This is a genomic window from Rhizobium sp. P44RR-XXIV (genome assembly GCF_001999485.2).
GTDB lineage: Bacteria > Pseudomonadota > Alphaproteobacteria > Rhizobiales > Rhizobiaceae > Rhizobium.
Genome location: NZ_MPVZ02000025.1, coordinates 322,519 through 335,497, shown reverse-complemented (window position 1 = coordinate 335,497; position 12,979 = coordinate 322,519). Strand labels below are relative to the sequence as shown.

Annotated in this window: 13 protein-coding genes; 10 read left to right on the top strand and 3 right to left on the bottom strand. The window is 60.6% G+C overall.

Annotated features, from left to right (window positions below):
* Nucleotides 1-75 precede the first annotated feature (75 nt).
* The gene (locus tag BSK43_RS06975; protein WP_246662509.1) at nt 76-549 is read left to right on the top strand and encodes a BA14K family protein; all 474 of its coding nucleotides are present in this window, start codon (nt 76-78) and stop codon (nt 547-549) included.
* Nucleotides 550-596: 47 nt separating this feature from the next.
* On the opposite strand, the gene BSK43_RS06970 is transcribed toward BSK43_RS06975, so the two are convergent.
* Complete coding sequence (locus tag BSK43_RS06970) at nt 597-1,544, bottom strand: oxidoreductase (protein WP_077468592.1); 948 nt, start codon at nt 1,542-1,544, stop codon at nt 597-599.
* A gap of 228 nt (nt 1,545-1,772) precedes the next feature.
* On the opposite strand from BSK43_RS06970, the gene BSK43_RS06965 reads away from it, so the two are divergent.
* The 5 genes from BSK43_RS06965 to BSK43_RS06940 all read left to right on the top strand — a co-directional run bounded on the left by BSK43_RS06965 (nt 1,773) and on the right by BSK43_RS06940 (nt 7,357).
* The gene (locus BSK43_RS06965) at nt 1,773-2,471 is read left to right on the top strand and encodes a methyltransferase domain-containing protein (protein WP_077468738.1); all 699 of its coding nucleotides are present in this window, start codon (nt 1,773-1,775) and stop codon (nt 2,469-2,471) included.
* A gap of 11 nt (nt 2,472-2,482) precedes the next feature.
* Complete coding sequence (locus BSK43_RS06960; RefSeq protein WP_077468593.1) at nt 2,483-3,139, top strand: TetR family transcriptional regulator; 657 nt, start codon at nt 2,483-2,485, stop codon at nt 3,137-3,139.
* Between the two features lie 247 nt (nt 3,140-3,386).
* On the top strand, nt 3,387-4,268 hold the full coding sequence (locus tag BSK43_RS06955; protein ID WP_077468594.1) for an aldo/keto reductase: 882 nt from the start codon (nt 3,387-3,389) through the stop codon (nt 4,266-4,268).
* A 622-nt stretch (nt 4,269-4,890) separates the two neighbouring features.
* The gene (locus tag BSK43_RS06945) at nt 4,891-6,156 is read left to right on the top strand and encodes an alpha/beta hydrolase (RefSeq protein ID WP_136686805.1); all 1,266 of its coding nucleotides are present in this window, start codon (nt 4,891-4,893) and stop codon (nt 6,154-6,156) included.
* A gap of 163 nt (nt 6,157-6,319) precedes the next feature.
* Nucleotides 6,320-7,357, top strand: a complete 1,038-nt coding sequence (locus tag BSK43_RS06940; protein WP_077468595.1) for a 4-hydroxyproline epimerase — start codon at nt 6,320-6,322, stop codon at nt 7,355-7,357.
* 3 nt (nt 7,358-7,360) lie between these two features.
* Here the strand turns inward: BSK43_RS06940 and BSK43_RS06935 are convergent, their stop codons facing one another.
* Together BSK43_RS06935 and BSK43_RS06930 are read right to left on the bottom strand one after the other, a co-directional pair.
* Nucleotides 7,361-7,795: an RbsD/FucU domain-containing protein gene (locus BSK43_RS06935; protein ID WP_077468596.1), complete on the bottom strand. Its 435-nt coding sequence runs from the start codon at nt 7,793-7,795 to the stop codon at nt 7,361-7,363.
* Nucleotides 7,779-9,026: an ROK family transcriptional regulator gene (locus BSK43_RS06930; RefSeq protein ID WP_077468597.1), complete on the bottom strand. Its 1,248-nt coding sequence runs from the start codon at nt 9,024-9,026 to the stop codon at nt 7,779-7,781. Before BSK43_RS06930 ends, BSK43_RS06935 begins: the two co-directional genes overlap by 17 nt.
* A gap of 247 nt (nt 9,027-9,273) precedes the next feature.
* On the opposite strand from BSK43_RS06930, the gene BSK43_RS06925 reads away from it, so the two are divergent.
* The 4 genes from BSK43_RS06925 (at nt 9,274) to BSK43_RS06910 (ending at nt 12,949) form a co-directional block, all read left to right on the top strand.
* Complete coding sequence (locus BSK43_RS06925; RefSeq protein WP_077468598.1) at nt 9,274-10,299, top strand: sugar ABC transporter substrate-binding protein; 1,026 nt, start codon at nt 9,274-9,276, stop codon at nt 10,297-10,299.
* A 171-nt stretch (nt 10,300-10,470) separates the two neighbouring features.
* The gene (locus BSK43_RS06920; protein WP_077468599.1) at nt 10,471-11,535 is read left to right on the top strand and encodes an ABC transporter permease; all 1,065 of its coding nucleotides are present in this window, start codon (nt 10,471-10,473) and stop codon (nt 11,533-11,535) included.
* Nucleotides 11,532-12,320, top strand: coding sequence for an ATP-binding cassette domain-containing protein (locus tag BSK43_RS06915; RefSeq protein ID WP_077468600.1), 789 nt, complete (start codon nt 11,532-11,534; stop codon nt 12,318-12,320). The genes BSK43_RS06920 and BSK43_RS06915 overlap by 4 nt, the downstream gene beginning before the upstream one ends.
* Nucleotides 12,317-12,949, top strand: a complete 633-nt coding sequence (locus tag BSK43_RS06910) for a nucleoside triphosphate hydrolase (protein ID WP_068397470.1) — start codon at nt 12,317-12,319, stop codon at nt 12,947-12,949. Before BSK43_RS06915 ends, BSK43_RS06910 begins: the two co-directional genes overlap by 4 nt.
* The last annotated feature ends 30 nt before the right edge of the window (nt 12,950-12,979 follow it).

Genomic DNA, 12,979 nt, shown 5'->3' with positions numbered 1-12,979 from the left:
AAGCGGTAATATTGTGAAACATTTTCAATCATTGCGCGTTGTTCATCGGTGTTGCGACTCAAGAGGAGAAGAGCTGTGAAACGACTTCTGACAACGGTAACGGTGACTGCATTAAGTGCATTGATGGCGATTTCATCTTTCGATCCGGCTGCTGCTGGCCCGATCCAGCCGATGGTTCAGCCGGCGACTACGCACACAAGCACCCAGGCTGCCGGTGTGATCGACGTACAGTATCGTCATCACAACCGGCACTATCGCCCGCATCGACCCCATTTCCGCCCACACCACCGTCCGCATTATCGCGGCGGCTACTGGCATGGCCACCGCGGCTATCGCTATGCACGCCCGGGCTATCGCCGCTATCACGACGGCTACTGGTATCCGCTGGCCGCCTTCACGGCCGGTGCGATCATCGGTGGGGCCATTTCTCATCCGCCCCGCGGCAGCGCTCATGTTCGCTGGTGCGCCAGCCGCTACAAGACCTACCGCGCCTCAGACAATACCTATCAGCCGACCAATGGACCGCGCCGTCAGTGCGTGAGTGGCTGACGGGAGATAGGTAAAGCCCTTTCCGCGCTTGCGGAGAGGGCTTTACCTCAAGCCGTTGCGGGGACAGGCATCGTCAATCCCGTCAGCTGCTCCGAAACCTCCCAAAGCTGCCGCCAGATGGCCGGATCGAGCGCATGGGCGGCAATCTTGCCGCGGACTGGTGGGCCTTTGAGTTCGAACAGACCATTTGGGCCATACATGACGCCACCTTCTGCCTTTGGCGACGTGGAGGCATAAAGGGTCGGCAATGCACCGGCCGCAGCTGATTGTGAGAACATCGGCTGCATGATTTTCATCAGAAGTTCGAGAGAGCTGGTCTTGGTGCTACCCATGCGTGGGCCGGCACTCTGCAGGCCGGTGACTGCGTAACCAGGATGGGCAGCAACGCTTTTCAGGCTCCAGTCTCGAGATCGAGCGATGCGATCGAGCTCCAGGCTAAATAGCAGGGTTGCCAGCTTGGACTGGCAATAGGCGCGCCAAGCGCCATAATTCTTTTTCCATTGCAGGTCATCGAAATGGATCTTGCCGCCGCGATGTGCACCGCTGCTGACCGTGACCACGCGCGGAGCGTCGGCGGCGAAGACCTTGGGCAGCAGTCGCATCGTCCAGGCAAAATGCCCGATATAATTGGCTCCCATCTGCATCTCGAAACCGTCTTCCGTTTCGTGCCGATCCGGAATGGCCATGACGCCGGCATTGTTGATGAGAAGATCGATGCGCGGCACGGAAGCCGCGATGCGATCGGCCGTGCGGGCGACGGAATCGAGGCTGGAAAGATCGAGAGGTTCGAAGGCTATATCCGCATCCGGCGTTGCCGAGCGGATATTGGCGAGCGCCTCTGCGCCCTTTCTTTCATTGCGTGAAGCGATGATCACCTTTGCGCCGGCGCCTGCCAGCGCCTTGGCTGCTTCATAGCCGATGCCGCTATTGGCGCCGGTGATAACTGCAGTTCTGCCTGCTTGCGCAGGAATGTCTTTCACGGACCAATCTGGCATTGCGGAACTCCTGTGACGGGATTTGGCATCGCCTATTGTATCTGGTAATTTATTGCACTAAATGCAAGTTTGTAATTGATGAAAATAATTAAAGAGAAAAATAGGTGATTGCGCTGGCATATCAGCGATTCTGGACACTCTGATGGTGTGGCGCGCCTTTGAATTGCCATGCTGCTCGGTCCTGATCGCGCCACGCTTGCTTTCGTAGCCGGAGATTGGATTCGCGGAATGACGACAAAGACATCATGCTCCGATTTTGTGCAGTTTTTCCGCTCCTGGGTAAGCGATCCGATGCGGGTTGCCGCCGTCGCGCCTTCTGGTGAGCGCCTGGCCAGGCTGATGACGCAGGAGATCGATCCGTTTGACGGCCCGGTGTTGGAACTCGGTCCCGGCACCGGTGTGTTCACGCGCGCGCTCCTCGCCCGCGGGATTCCTGAAAGCGCCCTGACCCTCGTCGAATTCGGCGAGGAGTTTGCCGTTCGGCTGCGCGCCCGCTTCCCCCAAGCCCGGGTGGTGCAGATGGATGCGGCGCAGCTCGGGGATTGTGGCCTGTTTGACGGCGCACCTTTCGGTGCCGTCATCAGCGGTCTGCCGCTATTGTCCATGCCGCCTTCCAAAGTCGCGGCGATTGTCGGCGGCGCCTTCGAGACCATGAAACCGGACGGCGCCTTCTATCAGTTCACCTATGGCCCGCGTTGTCCGGTTCCTCGGCCTGTTCTGGAAAGCCTGGGCCTTAGAGGCAAGCGCATTGGCGGCACCGTGCGCAACATCCCGCCCGCAGGCGTCTACAGGATATCACGGCAAAATCCGCTTGAGCTCTCGATTGACGGCTCCAAATATCGTAGCACCGATGCGGGCGCGGGAATCGCCGCATATGCGGCGGAAGCCGGCAAGGCCGATACGGGACGGCCCGAAGCAAGTGCATAACGGGGGAGCAGATGGCGGATTTGCCTGGCGTCGATGTCGCGGTGAGGGAAGGGCGGCGTGAACGGAAGCGCCGCCAGACCCGGGAGCGTATCGAAAACGAGGCCCTGACGCTTTTTCTTGAGCGCGGCTTCGACAATACGACGATCGAAGACATCACCGAGGCCGCCGATGTCTCCAAGCGCAGCTTTTTCGACTATTTTCCCAGCAAGGAAGACGTGGTTGCCGCCTGGCAGGACAGCTTTGCCTCCGAGTTGATCGATGCCGTCGCAGCTCAGCCCCCGGACGCGTCGCTTGTGAACGTCATCGAAGCGGCGATCAACGCGGCTTTGCACGCCGCTATATCGGATCCGCGGCACCTTGCCGTCGCAGTCCTGATCCGTGACACGCCGGCACTTCGGGCCCGCGACCAGCTGAAATATGCCAAGCTCGAAAGAAAACTCGCGGATGCGCTGCATGCCCGTTGTCGCGGTGACCATAAGGAACGGTTCCGCCTGAGTGTGCTTGCGGCTGCCGTTGTCAGCATGCTGCGCATCGGCGGCGAACGCTGGAACGATGCGCCGCAAGAAGGGACTTCGCTGGAAGACTTCGCCCGCAACATGTTCGATGAGCTTTGGGGGGCGCTTGCCGATCTTGGCGTGCACGCGCAGCAATATTTGTCGGACCGCTAGGCTCGATGAGGGCTGGCGATGGCCCCCGGCAATTGCATGCTGAAACGAGCCGCGCCGATCACTGCATTCCGGAAAGAACAGGCCGTCTTGGGGCAGCGCATTGCATATGCTGAACTGCCGACCCATGTACTAAGGCGTCGCGGCCTTATTCCCCTCTTCGCGACCAGCTCAATTTGCTCGACAGGTCTCGGCCGTTCCGTTGCCGGGAACTCTATTCATATTTCAGATCAGCAAAGGGACCATAACCATGTCAGATTTCGACGCAGCCAAGTCCGGCCAATTCAAGATCGGCGGCGATCTCCCCGTTAATCGTCTCGGCTTCGGTGCCATGCGCATCACAGGTGCCGGCATATGGGGTGAGCCCGAGGACCGTGCGGAAGCCGTCCGCACCCTGAAACGCCTGCCGGAACTCGGCATCAACTTCATCGACACGGCCGATTCCTATGGCCCGGACGTGTCCGAACGTCTCATCAAGGAAGCTCTCCACCCCTATGGTCACGGCCTTGTCGTCGCCACCAAGGGCGGGCTTACCCGGACCGGCCCGAATGTCTGGGTACCTTTGGGTCGCCCGGAATATCTCATCCAGCAGGCGCATAAGAGCCTGCGCAATCTCGGCGTCGACCGGATCGACCTCTGGCAGCTTCACCGCATCGATTCCAAGGTGCCGGCGGCCGAGCAATTCGATGCCGTGAAGTCGCTGCTGAGCGACGGCATCATCCGCCATGCGGGCCTGAGCGAAGTCTCGGTTGCCGACATCGAAGCCGCATCGAAGCATTTCAAGGTCGTGACGGTGCAGAACCGCTACAATCTCGTCGATCGCACCAGCGAAGACGTGCTCGATTATTGCGAGAAGCACAATATCGGCTTCATTCCCTGGTTTCCGCTGGCCGCCGGCGATCTTGCCAAGGAAGGCTCGCTTCTCGATACCATCGCCAAGAAGCATGGCGCTGCGCCGAGCCAGATCGCGCTCGCCTGGGTGCTGAAGCGTAGCCCCGTGATGCTGCCCATCCCGGGCACCGGCAAGGTCAAGCATCTCGAAGAGAACACCTCGGCCGTGAACATCGTGCTTTCCGACGAGGAGTTTGCTGCGTTGGATGCCGAGGGCAAGAAGGCGTTCAAGGCGGCGTAAGGTAATCGGGGCTTCAACAAAGTCCTATCGTCCAATCGACAACGGCGAGGCGGCGGAGAAAACATCTCCGCCGCCTCGCGGCGAATCTGGGTGACATTGTACGCCGATGCTTGCGATCACGATGATGTGAATCGCGGATCCCTGCTATCCGGCGACTGTAAATTAGGCGGCGGAATACCGGAATGGCTGGAGATATGCGGCATTTCCGGTGTTTTCGCGTAAAAGCAATGCGCTTGTTGCATTGCTGCATTGCGAAAGCCTGCCTTTTCATGAATGCGCCAGCATTATATCTATTTGTCTCGAAGGAAGCGCACTCCTCCTCCCAGCGCTCCTTCATTGATTGGCAACACTCCTCCTCCCAGTTGCCAATCCGGATCAAGAGCCCGACGCATCCTCCTCCCGCGTCGGGCTCTTTTTTTATTCTCCTTTCTCTCGGCATTTCAGCTTCGATCAACGGCGTTGCGCCTTTGCAATGCCGTTACGAATTAGCATCACTTCATGTGATCAAGAACACCTTTGCCCGCTTGCGCCCAAGGTGGCGATGCGTAGAGTGGCGCGACATTCAGGCGTAGGAAGAGGTTGCATGATGCAGCGTATGGCAGGTTCGGGCCGATGGAGAGGGATGCTTCTCCGGGCTGCCGCCGTCTTCGTGACGCTTTCTCTGGTGGCTTGCGGCCGTCCGATCGGGGTCATGCAGCCGATCAGCGAAAATGTGTCGGGCACATCGAAGGTCGACCTGCTGGTCGCGACAACGCGCTTGCCGGATAAGGATCCGGCGATCCTGTTCTCGGGCGAGCGCGGCCTTGGGCTGAAGGTTGATGCGGTCAGCATCTCGATCCCGCCAGAAGCCAACCGCAAGGTCGGCCAGGTGCAATGGCCGAGCCGTTTGCCCGGCAACCCCCTGAAGAATTTCGTGACGACGGCGGTCAAGCCGCTGGCGACCGAAGCGGACGGGCGAGCCTGGCTGCATACGGAGCTGCCGAAGAACAAGCGGGTGCTGATCTTCGTGCATGGTTTCAACAACCGCTACGAGGATGCGGTCTATCGCTTCGCTCAGATCGTCCACGATTCGCATGCCGACGTCGCGCCCATCGTCTTCACCTGGCCGTCGCGCGCCAGCATCTTCGACTATGCCTATGACAAGGAAAGCACCAACTATTCCCGCGATTCGCTGGAGGAACTGTTGCGCCGCGTCGCTGCCGATCCGTCAGTCGGCGAAATAACCGTCATGGCCCATTCGATGGGCAGCTGGCTTGCCGTCGAATCCTTGAGGCAGATGGCGATACGCAATGGCCGCGTTGCGCCGAAGATCAAGAATGTCATCCTGGCGTCGCCGGATCTTGATGTCGATGTCTTCGGCAGGCAGTTTGCAGCGCTAGGCAAGGACAAGCCGCATTTCACACTGTTCGTCTCGCGCGATGACCGTGCCTTGTCGCTGTCCAGGCGCATTTCCGGTAATATCGATCGCCTGGGCCAGATCGATCCCGCGGCCGAGCCCTATCGCAGCGAGCTGGAAAAACAGGGGATCACCGTACTCGATCTCACCCAGCTCAAGACCGGTGACGGGCTCAATCATGGTAAATTCGCCGAAAGCCCGGAGGTGGTGAAGCTCATCGGCGCTCGGTTGATTGCGGGACAGACGATTACCGATTCCGATGTCGGTATCGGCGATGCCGTCGGCGCGGTTGCCATGGGTGCCGCCCAGACAGTCGGCAGCGTCGCCGGTGCCGCCGTCAGTGCACCGATCGCCATCTTCGACCCGCGCACGCGCCAGAATTACGGCGAACAATGGCGCCGCGTCGGTGCCTCCGCCGGCAACACCTTCGGCTCCGTCGGCGATAGCGTGCAAGCGACTGGCAGCAATGTCGGAGAGGCATTGGGTCAATAAAAGCCGCATGCCCCGACCTGCAACAACCGTCTTCGTTGCTTTTTGAAAACGCAATAGCCAGCTCGCGCGATCTGATATATCAGGGAAGGGCGCCCATTGGGCGACATGGTTTATTGATGATCGATAACGGCATCACGCGGCACGTCTGATTGGAGCAGATGAGATGAGATGGAAGCGCACGATCCAGTTGCTGGACGTTCACTGCGAGGGCGAAATCGGCCGGGTTGCCATTGGCGGCGTGCCGAAGATCCCCGGCAACAGCATTGCCGAGCAACTGCACTGGCTGAACACCGATCCGAAGGGTCAGGAACTCCGTCGTTTCCTCGTGCTGGAGCCGCGCGGTGCACCGATCGGCTCCGTCAACTTGCTGCTGCCGGCCAAGCATCCGGATGCCGATGCCGCCTTCATTATTCTCCAGCCGGACCAGGCGCATGCCAGCTCCGGCTCCAATTCGATCTGCGTGACGACGGCGCTGCTCGAATCCGGCATTGTCGAGATGAAGGAGCCGGAAACGGTTGTCACGCTCGAGACGGCGGCCGGCCTCGTGCGGGCGACGGCGACCTGCCGCGACGGCCGCTGCGAGAAGGTGCGGCTGACCATGGTGCCTTCCTTCGTGCATGAGCTGGATGTCGAGATCGACACGCCGCAATGGGGCAAGATCAAGCTTGATCTTTGCTATGGCGGTATTTTTTATGGGCTCGTCGATGTTGGCCAGATCGGCCTGACGATCGAGAAGGCCAATGCGGCCGCCCTCGTGCAGGCCGGCATGGTCCTCAAGGACGCGATCAACCGCACCAAGTCCGTCGTCCATCCGGAAATCCCGGCGATATCAGGCGTTGCCTATATCATGTTCCGCGATGTCGATGCAGACGGAGCCATCCGCACCTGCACGACCATGTGGCCCGGCCGCGCCGACCGCTCGCCCTGCGGCACAGGCAATTCCGCCAATCTGGCGACGCTGCATGCGCGCGGCAAGGCAAAGGTCGGCGATGTCTTCAAATCCCGCTCGATCATCGGCTCGGAGTTCGAGGTGGGCCTGCAGGCAGTCACCGAAGTCGCAGGCAAGCCGGCCATTATCCCCACCATCATCGGCCGCGGCTTCACCTTTGGCCTCAGCCAGGTGGCGCTCGACCCGTTCGATCCGATGGCGGATGGTTTCGCGATGACGGATGTCTGGGGGCCTTCGGCGGGGGAAATCTAAAGACTATCCCTTCGGATAGATCACGCCCTTGCGCAGAATAATATTCCCGTAGAGCCGCGGCTCGCTGGTCTGTATCAGCGCATGCGCCTGCTTCACCCGGTCGTAAAACTCTGCCGGCAGCAGGGGAACGACCTTCATCTCGGGCACATGCCGGGCGCAGCACTCGATCATTTCGGCATGAACCGGATCGACCGCATCGCGATCCTGGCGCACGGTCGCGCGGAAGATCGCCTGCGGCACGAAATCGTCGATCGGCATCACGCTGAGCACGGCGTCGAGCACGCGGACGACGCCATGGCCGTCGAGACGGATGAGGCGGCGCGCATGTTCTAGGCCCGGATAGTTGCCGTCGACGAGGGCGATCTCGTCGCCATGGCCCATGGCGCGCAAGGTCGCCAGCAGTTCCGGGCTCAACAGCGGGTCAATGCCCTTCAGCATGCTCTATCTCCTTGAAGAGGACGTTCTGGTCGATGAGGTAGCGCGCGAAGATCGGCAAGCTGGCGCCGCCGATGGCCCGCGCCTGCGGTCCCACAGCGCCTTCGATGATTTCGGGCATGACGACGCCTTGCAGATCCAGCTCCGAGGCGGCCTTGATGGTTGCGCGCACCACGCGTTCGCGCACCCAATCGGGGAAGCCGCCATCAATGACGGCGGCGCTGAAATCGATGACCGAGGCGCAAGCAACGATCGCCTGCGCCAGTGCCTTGGCCGTATCCTGTATCCAGATTTCCAGCGGTTCGCCGAAATCGATCCAGTTGTCGGCGGAGTACCAGAGCGGGCGCGGATCGAAACCGTGATCCCTCAACAGGTTTTCAAGCACGAAGATCGAGGCGATTTCCAGGAGCTGGCGGTTTTCGCCGTTGCGTCCGCGCACGGGCAGGGGGCCGAGCGCGCCGGCTGTACCGGTGCGACCGACGAAGATCGACGAATTGAGGACGATGCCGCCGCCGAGGAAGGAACCGATGAAGAAATAGACGAAGTCGGGGTAATGCGAACCGACGCCGAAGACGAGTTCGGCGCCGCAGGCGCTGGTGGCGTCGTTCTGCAGGAAGACCGGATAGCTGACGCGCGATGCGACTTCCGCCTGCAGGTTGAAGCCGCGCCATACGTCCATGGCGCCGGGCGGCGCCCCCACCTGTTCCGCCCAATTCCACAATTCGAACGGCGCGGCGATGCCGATCCCGGCAATTCTCCGCCGCTCCTCGCTGCTCAGTCGCGCTTCAAGCTGCTGGATGCCGGCCGTGATGAAGGCAATGATATCCTGTGGAAGGGGGTAGGGATAAGTTTGATGAAGCTGCATCCTGATGCCGCCGACAAAATCCATCAGCACCAGATCGGCACTGCGTCGACCGATCTTAACGCCGAGCGAGAGCACCGCATCCGGATTGAGTCGCATGGGGATGGACGGCTGGCCGACACGGCCGCGCACCGGCGCATCGCGAGACAATAGCCCGTCCTTCTCCAACGCCCGCATAATGACGGAGACGGTCTGGGCAGAAAGGCCGCTGCGACGGGCGATATCGGCTTTCGACAACGCGCTGTGGCGGCGCACGAGCGACAGCACGAGCCGCTCGTTGTGAGCACGCACACCAAGCTGGTTCGCGCCCCCGCTGGGGTCGAGAATTGCTGGCGTGGTGTGTACGTCCTCCGGGTCATGCACGAGAGACATGGGCCTGCTCCTTCCACCATGGCCATGCCCTATTTTCTACCAGAATGCCATATCCAATTAATAATTCAATCGGATTTATTTATTGACAGACGGAAATCTTTAGGCTCAGATGTGGACCGTCGAGGACGCGCATATGACCTGGGAGGAGGTCTTTCGGAACTAATCTGACAGGCATGGCGCATCTTTAAGCCGGGTTCGGGCCCGGGGCTGCCGGGTGGTCCGGCTTTTTAAACATCGGGAGGATTGAATGAAGAAATCTGTTATTTCCGCAGCTGTTGCTGCTCTGGCACTGGGTGTTGCCTTCGCTGCGCCGGCCAAGGCCGCAGGCGTCTCCGCCTGCCTCATTACCAAAACCGATACCAACCCCTTCTTTGTCAAGATGAAGGAAGGCGCTACCGCCAAGGCCAAGGAACTCGGCGTGACGCTGAAGTCCTATGCCGGCAAGATCGATGGTGACAGCGAAAGCCAGGTCGCCGCCATTGAAAGCTGCATTGCCGATGGCGCGAAGGGCATTCTGATCGCCGCTTCCGACACGAAGGGCATCGTTCCCTCGGTCAAGAAGGCCCGCGACGCCGGTCTGCTCGTCATCGCACTCGACACGCCGCTTGAGCCGGCCGATTCCGCCGATGCCACATTCGCAACCGACAACCTGCTCGCCGGCAAGCTCGTTGGCCAGTGGGCAAAGGAAACACTGGGTGACAAGGTGAAGGACGCCAAGGTCGGCTTCCTCGATCTGACGCCGTCGCAGCCGTCCGTCGACGTTCTGCGCGACCAGGGCTTCATGATCGGCTTCGGCATCGACCCGAAGGACCCGAACAAGATCGGCGACGAAACCGATCCGCGCATCGTTGGCCATGACGTCACCAACGGCAACGAAGAAGGCGGCCGCAAAGCCATGGAAAACCTTCTCCAGAAGGACTCCAGCATCAACGTCATCCACACGATCAACGAACCGGCCGCAGTGGGCGCCTACCAAGCCCTGAAGGCTGTCGGCCTCGAAAAGCAGGTGTTGATCGTCTCCATCGACGGTGGTTGCCCGGGCGTCAAGTCGGTCAAGGAAGGCGTCATCGGCGCGACTGCGCAGCAGTATCCGCTGATGATGGCGTCGCTCGGCGTCGAGGCGATCAAGAAGTTCGCCGATAGCGGTGAAAAGCCGAAGCCGACCGAAGGCAAGTCCTTCTTCGACACCGGCGTTTCCCTGGTGACGGACAAGCCGGTTTCCGGCGTCAAGTCCATCGACACCAAGGAAGGTCTCGGGAAGTGCTGGGGCTAAGCCCATCACGAATGTGATATGATCCCTTGGAGAGCCGCGTCGTGCGCCTGCTGGCGCGGCTCTTTCACAGGGAGCAGACAATCGCAATAATCATGTCGGTCGGGCTCATATCCTGGCCGGCTCCAACAGCCGGCGGTTCCCGCGCGTCCGGCGCGGTGGCGGAGGAACAAAATGTCCGGAGCACAGGAATTCGAACAGGTTCTCGATGGAAGCGACAAGAATGTCGCCTCGTTCGAACATCAGAATGTCTCTCTTATCAAGCGCATGCAGCATTTCCTGCACTCGACGCCGGCGGCCGTGCCGCTGATCGTGCTCGTGCTGGCGATCATCATCTTCGGCGTCACCATCGGCGGGAAGTTCTTCTCGGCCTACACCTTGACGCTGATCCTGCAGCAGATCGCCATCGTCGGCATTCTGGCGTCAGCGCAGACGCTGGTCATCCTGACCGCCGGCATCGATCTGTCGATCGGCGTGATCATGGTGATTGCCTCTGTCGTCATGGGCAACTTCGCCGTTACTTATGGCCTGCCCACACCGGTCGCTGTTATTGCGGGCCTGGTCGCGGGTGGCCTTTGCGGCCTGCTCAACGGTTTCCTCGTCGCCAACATGAAGCTGCCGCCATTCATCGTGACGCTCGGCACCTGGAATATCGTCATGGCGACGAATTTCATCTATTCCGCCAATGAGACCATCCGCGATACCGACGTCGACGAACAGGCGCCGCTGCTGCATCTCTTCGCATTCAGCTTCCGTGTCGGGGGAGCCGTTCTCACCCTCGGCGTTATCGCCATGGTGCTTTTGGTCGTCGGTCTCTGGTACGTCCTTAATCACACAGCATGGGGCCGGCATGTCTATGCCGTCGGCGATGATCCGGAAGCCGCAAAATTGGCTGGTATCCAGACCAGGAAAGTGCTGCTGGCCGTCTATGGCATATCGGGACTGATCGCAGGCTTCGCCGCCTGGGTCTCGATCGGCCGCAACGGCTCGGTCTCCCCATCGTCGGCCGTGACCGATTTCAATCTTCAGGCAATCACCGCAACCGTGATCGGCGGCATCTCGCTCTTCGGCGGCCGCGGCTCGATACTTGGCACGCTCTTCGGCGCGATGATCGTCGGCGTGGTCTCCATGGGTCTCAACATGCTCGGAGCCGATCCGCAGTGGAAGGTGCTTCTGACTGGCGTTCTCATCATCGGCGCCGTCGCGATCGATCAGTGGATCAGAAAGGTATCGGCATGACCCCGACAGGCGAACCCATTCTCACCGCCCGCGGCCTCGTCAAGCGTTATGGACGTGTCACCGCGCTCGATCACGCCGATTTCGATCTCTATCCCGGCGAAATCCTTGCCGTGATCGGCGACAACGGCGCCGGCAAATCCTCGCTGATCAAGGCGATCTCCGGCGCAGTCATCCCCGATGAAGGCGAGATCAAGCTGGACGGGAAAACCGTTCAGTTCCGCTCGCCGATGGAAGCGCGCGAGGCCGGCATCGAGACCGTCTATCAGAACCTCGCTCTGTCGCCGGCACTGTCGATCGCCGACAACATGTTCCTCGGTCGCGAGATCCGCAAACCCGGTGTTCTTGGCTCGGTGTTCCGCATCCTCGACCGACCGGCGATGGAAAAACGTGCCCGCGACAAGCTCACCGAGCTTGGCCTGATGACGATCCAGAACATCAATCAGGCCGTGGAAACGCTCTCAGGCGGCCAGCGCCAGGGTGTTGCCGTGGCACGTGCTGCAGCCTTCGGCTCGAAGGTGGTCATCATGGACGAGCCGACGGCCGCACTCGGCGTCAAGGAAAGCCGCAAGGTCCTGGAACTCATCCTTGATGTCCGCGCCCGTGGCTTGCCGATCGTGCTGATTTCGCACAATATGCCTCACGTCTTCGAGGTGGCGGACCGCATCCATATCCACCGCCTTGGGCGACGCCTGACTGTCATCGATCCCAAGGAATATACCATGTCCGATGCCGTCGCCTTCATGACCGGAGCCAAGGCTCCCCCTGTGGAGACTGTCGCTGCATGACTGTTGCGCTTGAGGACGTTGCCGGCGAAATCGTTGCGCGCGCCGGCAACGCAAAGAGGATCCTGGTGGCGATTGCCGGCCCGCCTGGCGCCGGCAAATCGACACTGGCCGACAACGTCGTCAAGGCGCTCAAGGCCAAGGGCGAAAGCGCCGAAGTCCTGCCGATGGACGGCTTCCACATGGACAATGCAGTCCTGATCGAAAAAGGCCTTCTGAAGCGAAAGGGTGTGCCCGAGAGTTTCGACGTACGCGCCTTTCTCGATATCGTCAGGGCTGTGCGCGCTGCCGATCAGGAAGTGCTCGTGCCGGTCTTCGACCGCTCGCGAGAACTAGCCATTGCATCCGCCCGCGTCGTTTCGCCCGATCATCGCTTCATCGTGGTCGAAGGAAACTACCTGCTGTTCAGCGAAGGAAAATGGGCGGAGCTGGAAGGCATGTTCGACTATTCGATCATGCTTGCGCCGCCGATCGAGGTGCTTGAGGAGCGGCTCTGGGCGCGTTGGAGGGGCTATAATCTCGACGACGAGGAGGCCAGCGCCAAGGTCTATGGCAACGATCTGCCGAACGGCCGGCGTATCCTCGAAAGCCGTCGCCCGGCCGATATCACCATCGACATCGTGCAGGATTGAATCTTACGATCATTTAACCGCCGTCGCGGA

Excerpts from the sequence above, each read along its gene's own strand:
- BSK43_RS06940 (WP_077468595.1), top strand. The coding sequence starts at position 6,320 with ATGAGATGGAAGCGCACGATCCAGTTGCTGGACGTTCACTGCGAGGGC.
- BSK43_RS06920 (WP_077468599.1), top strand. The coding sequence starts at position 10,471 with ATGTCCGGAGCACAGGAATTCGAACAGGTTCTCGATGGAAGCGACAAG.
- BSK43_RS06945 (WP_136686805.1), top strand. The coding sequence starts at position 4,891 with ATGCTTCTCCGGGCTGCCGCCGTCTTCGTGACGCTTTCTCTGGTGGCT.
- BSK43_RS06955 (WP_077468594.1), top strand. The coding sequence starts at position 3,387 with ATGTCAGATTTCGACGCAGCCAAGTCCGGCCAATTCAAGATCGGCGGC.
- BSK43_RS06965 (WP_077468738.1), top strand. The coding sequence starts at position 1,773 with ATGACGACAAAGACATCATGCTCCGATTTTGTGCAGTTTTTCCGCTCC.
- BSK43_RS06930 (WP_077468597.1), bottom strand. The coding sequence starts at position 9,026 with ATGTCTCTCGTGCATGACCCGGAGGACGTACACACCACGCCAGCAATT.
- BSK43_RS06925 (WP_077468598.1), top strand. The coding sequence starts at position 9,274 with ATGAAGAAATCTGTTATTTCCGCAGCTGTTGCTGCTCTGGCACTGGGT.
- BSK43_RS06935 (WP_077468596.1), bottom strand. The coding sequence starts at position 7,795 with ATGCTGAAGGGCATTGACCCGCTGTTGAGCCCGGAACTGCTGGCGACC.
- BSK43_RS06915 (WP_077468600.1), top strand. The coding sequence starts at position 11,532 with ATGACCCCGACAGGCGAACCCATTCTCACCGCCCGCGGCCTCGTCAAG.
- BSK43_RS06970 (WP_077468592.1), bottom strand. The coding sequence starts at position 1,544 with ATGCCAGATTGGTCCGTGAAAGACATTCCTGCGCAAGCAGGCAGAACT.
- BSK43_RS06960 (WP_077468593.1), top strand. The coding sequence starts at position 2,483 with ATGGCGGATTTGCCTGGCGTCGATGTCGCGGTGAGGGAAGGGCGGCGT.
- BSK43_RS06910 (WP_068397470.1), top strand. The coding sequence starts at position 12,317 with ATGACTGTTGCGCTTGAGGACGTTGCCGGCGAAATCGTTGCGCGCGCC.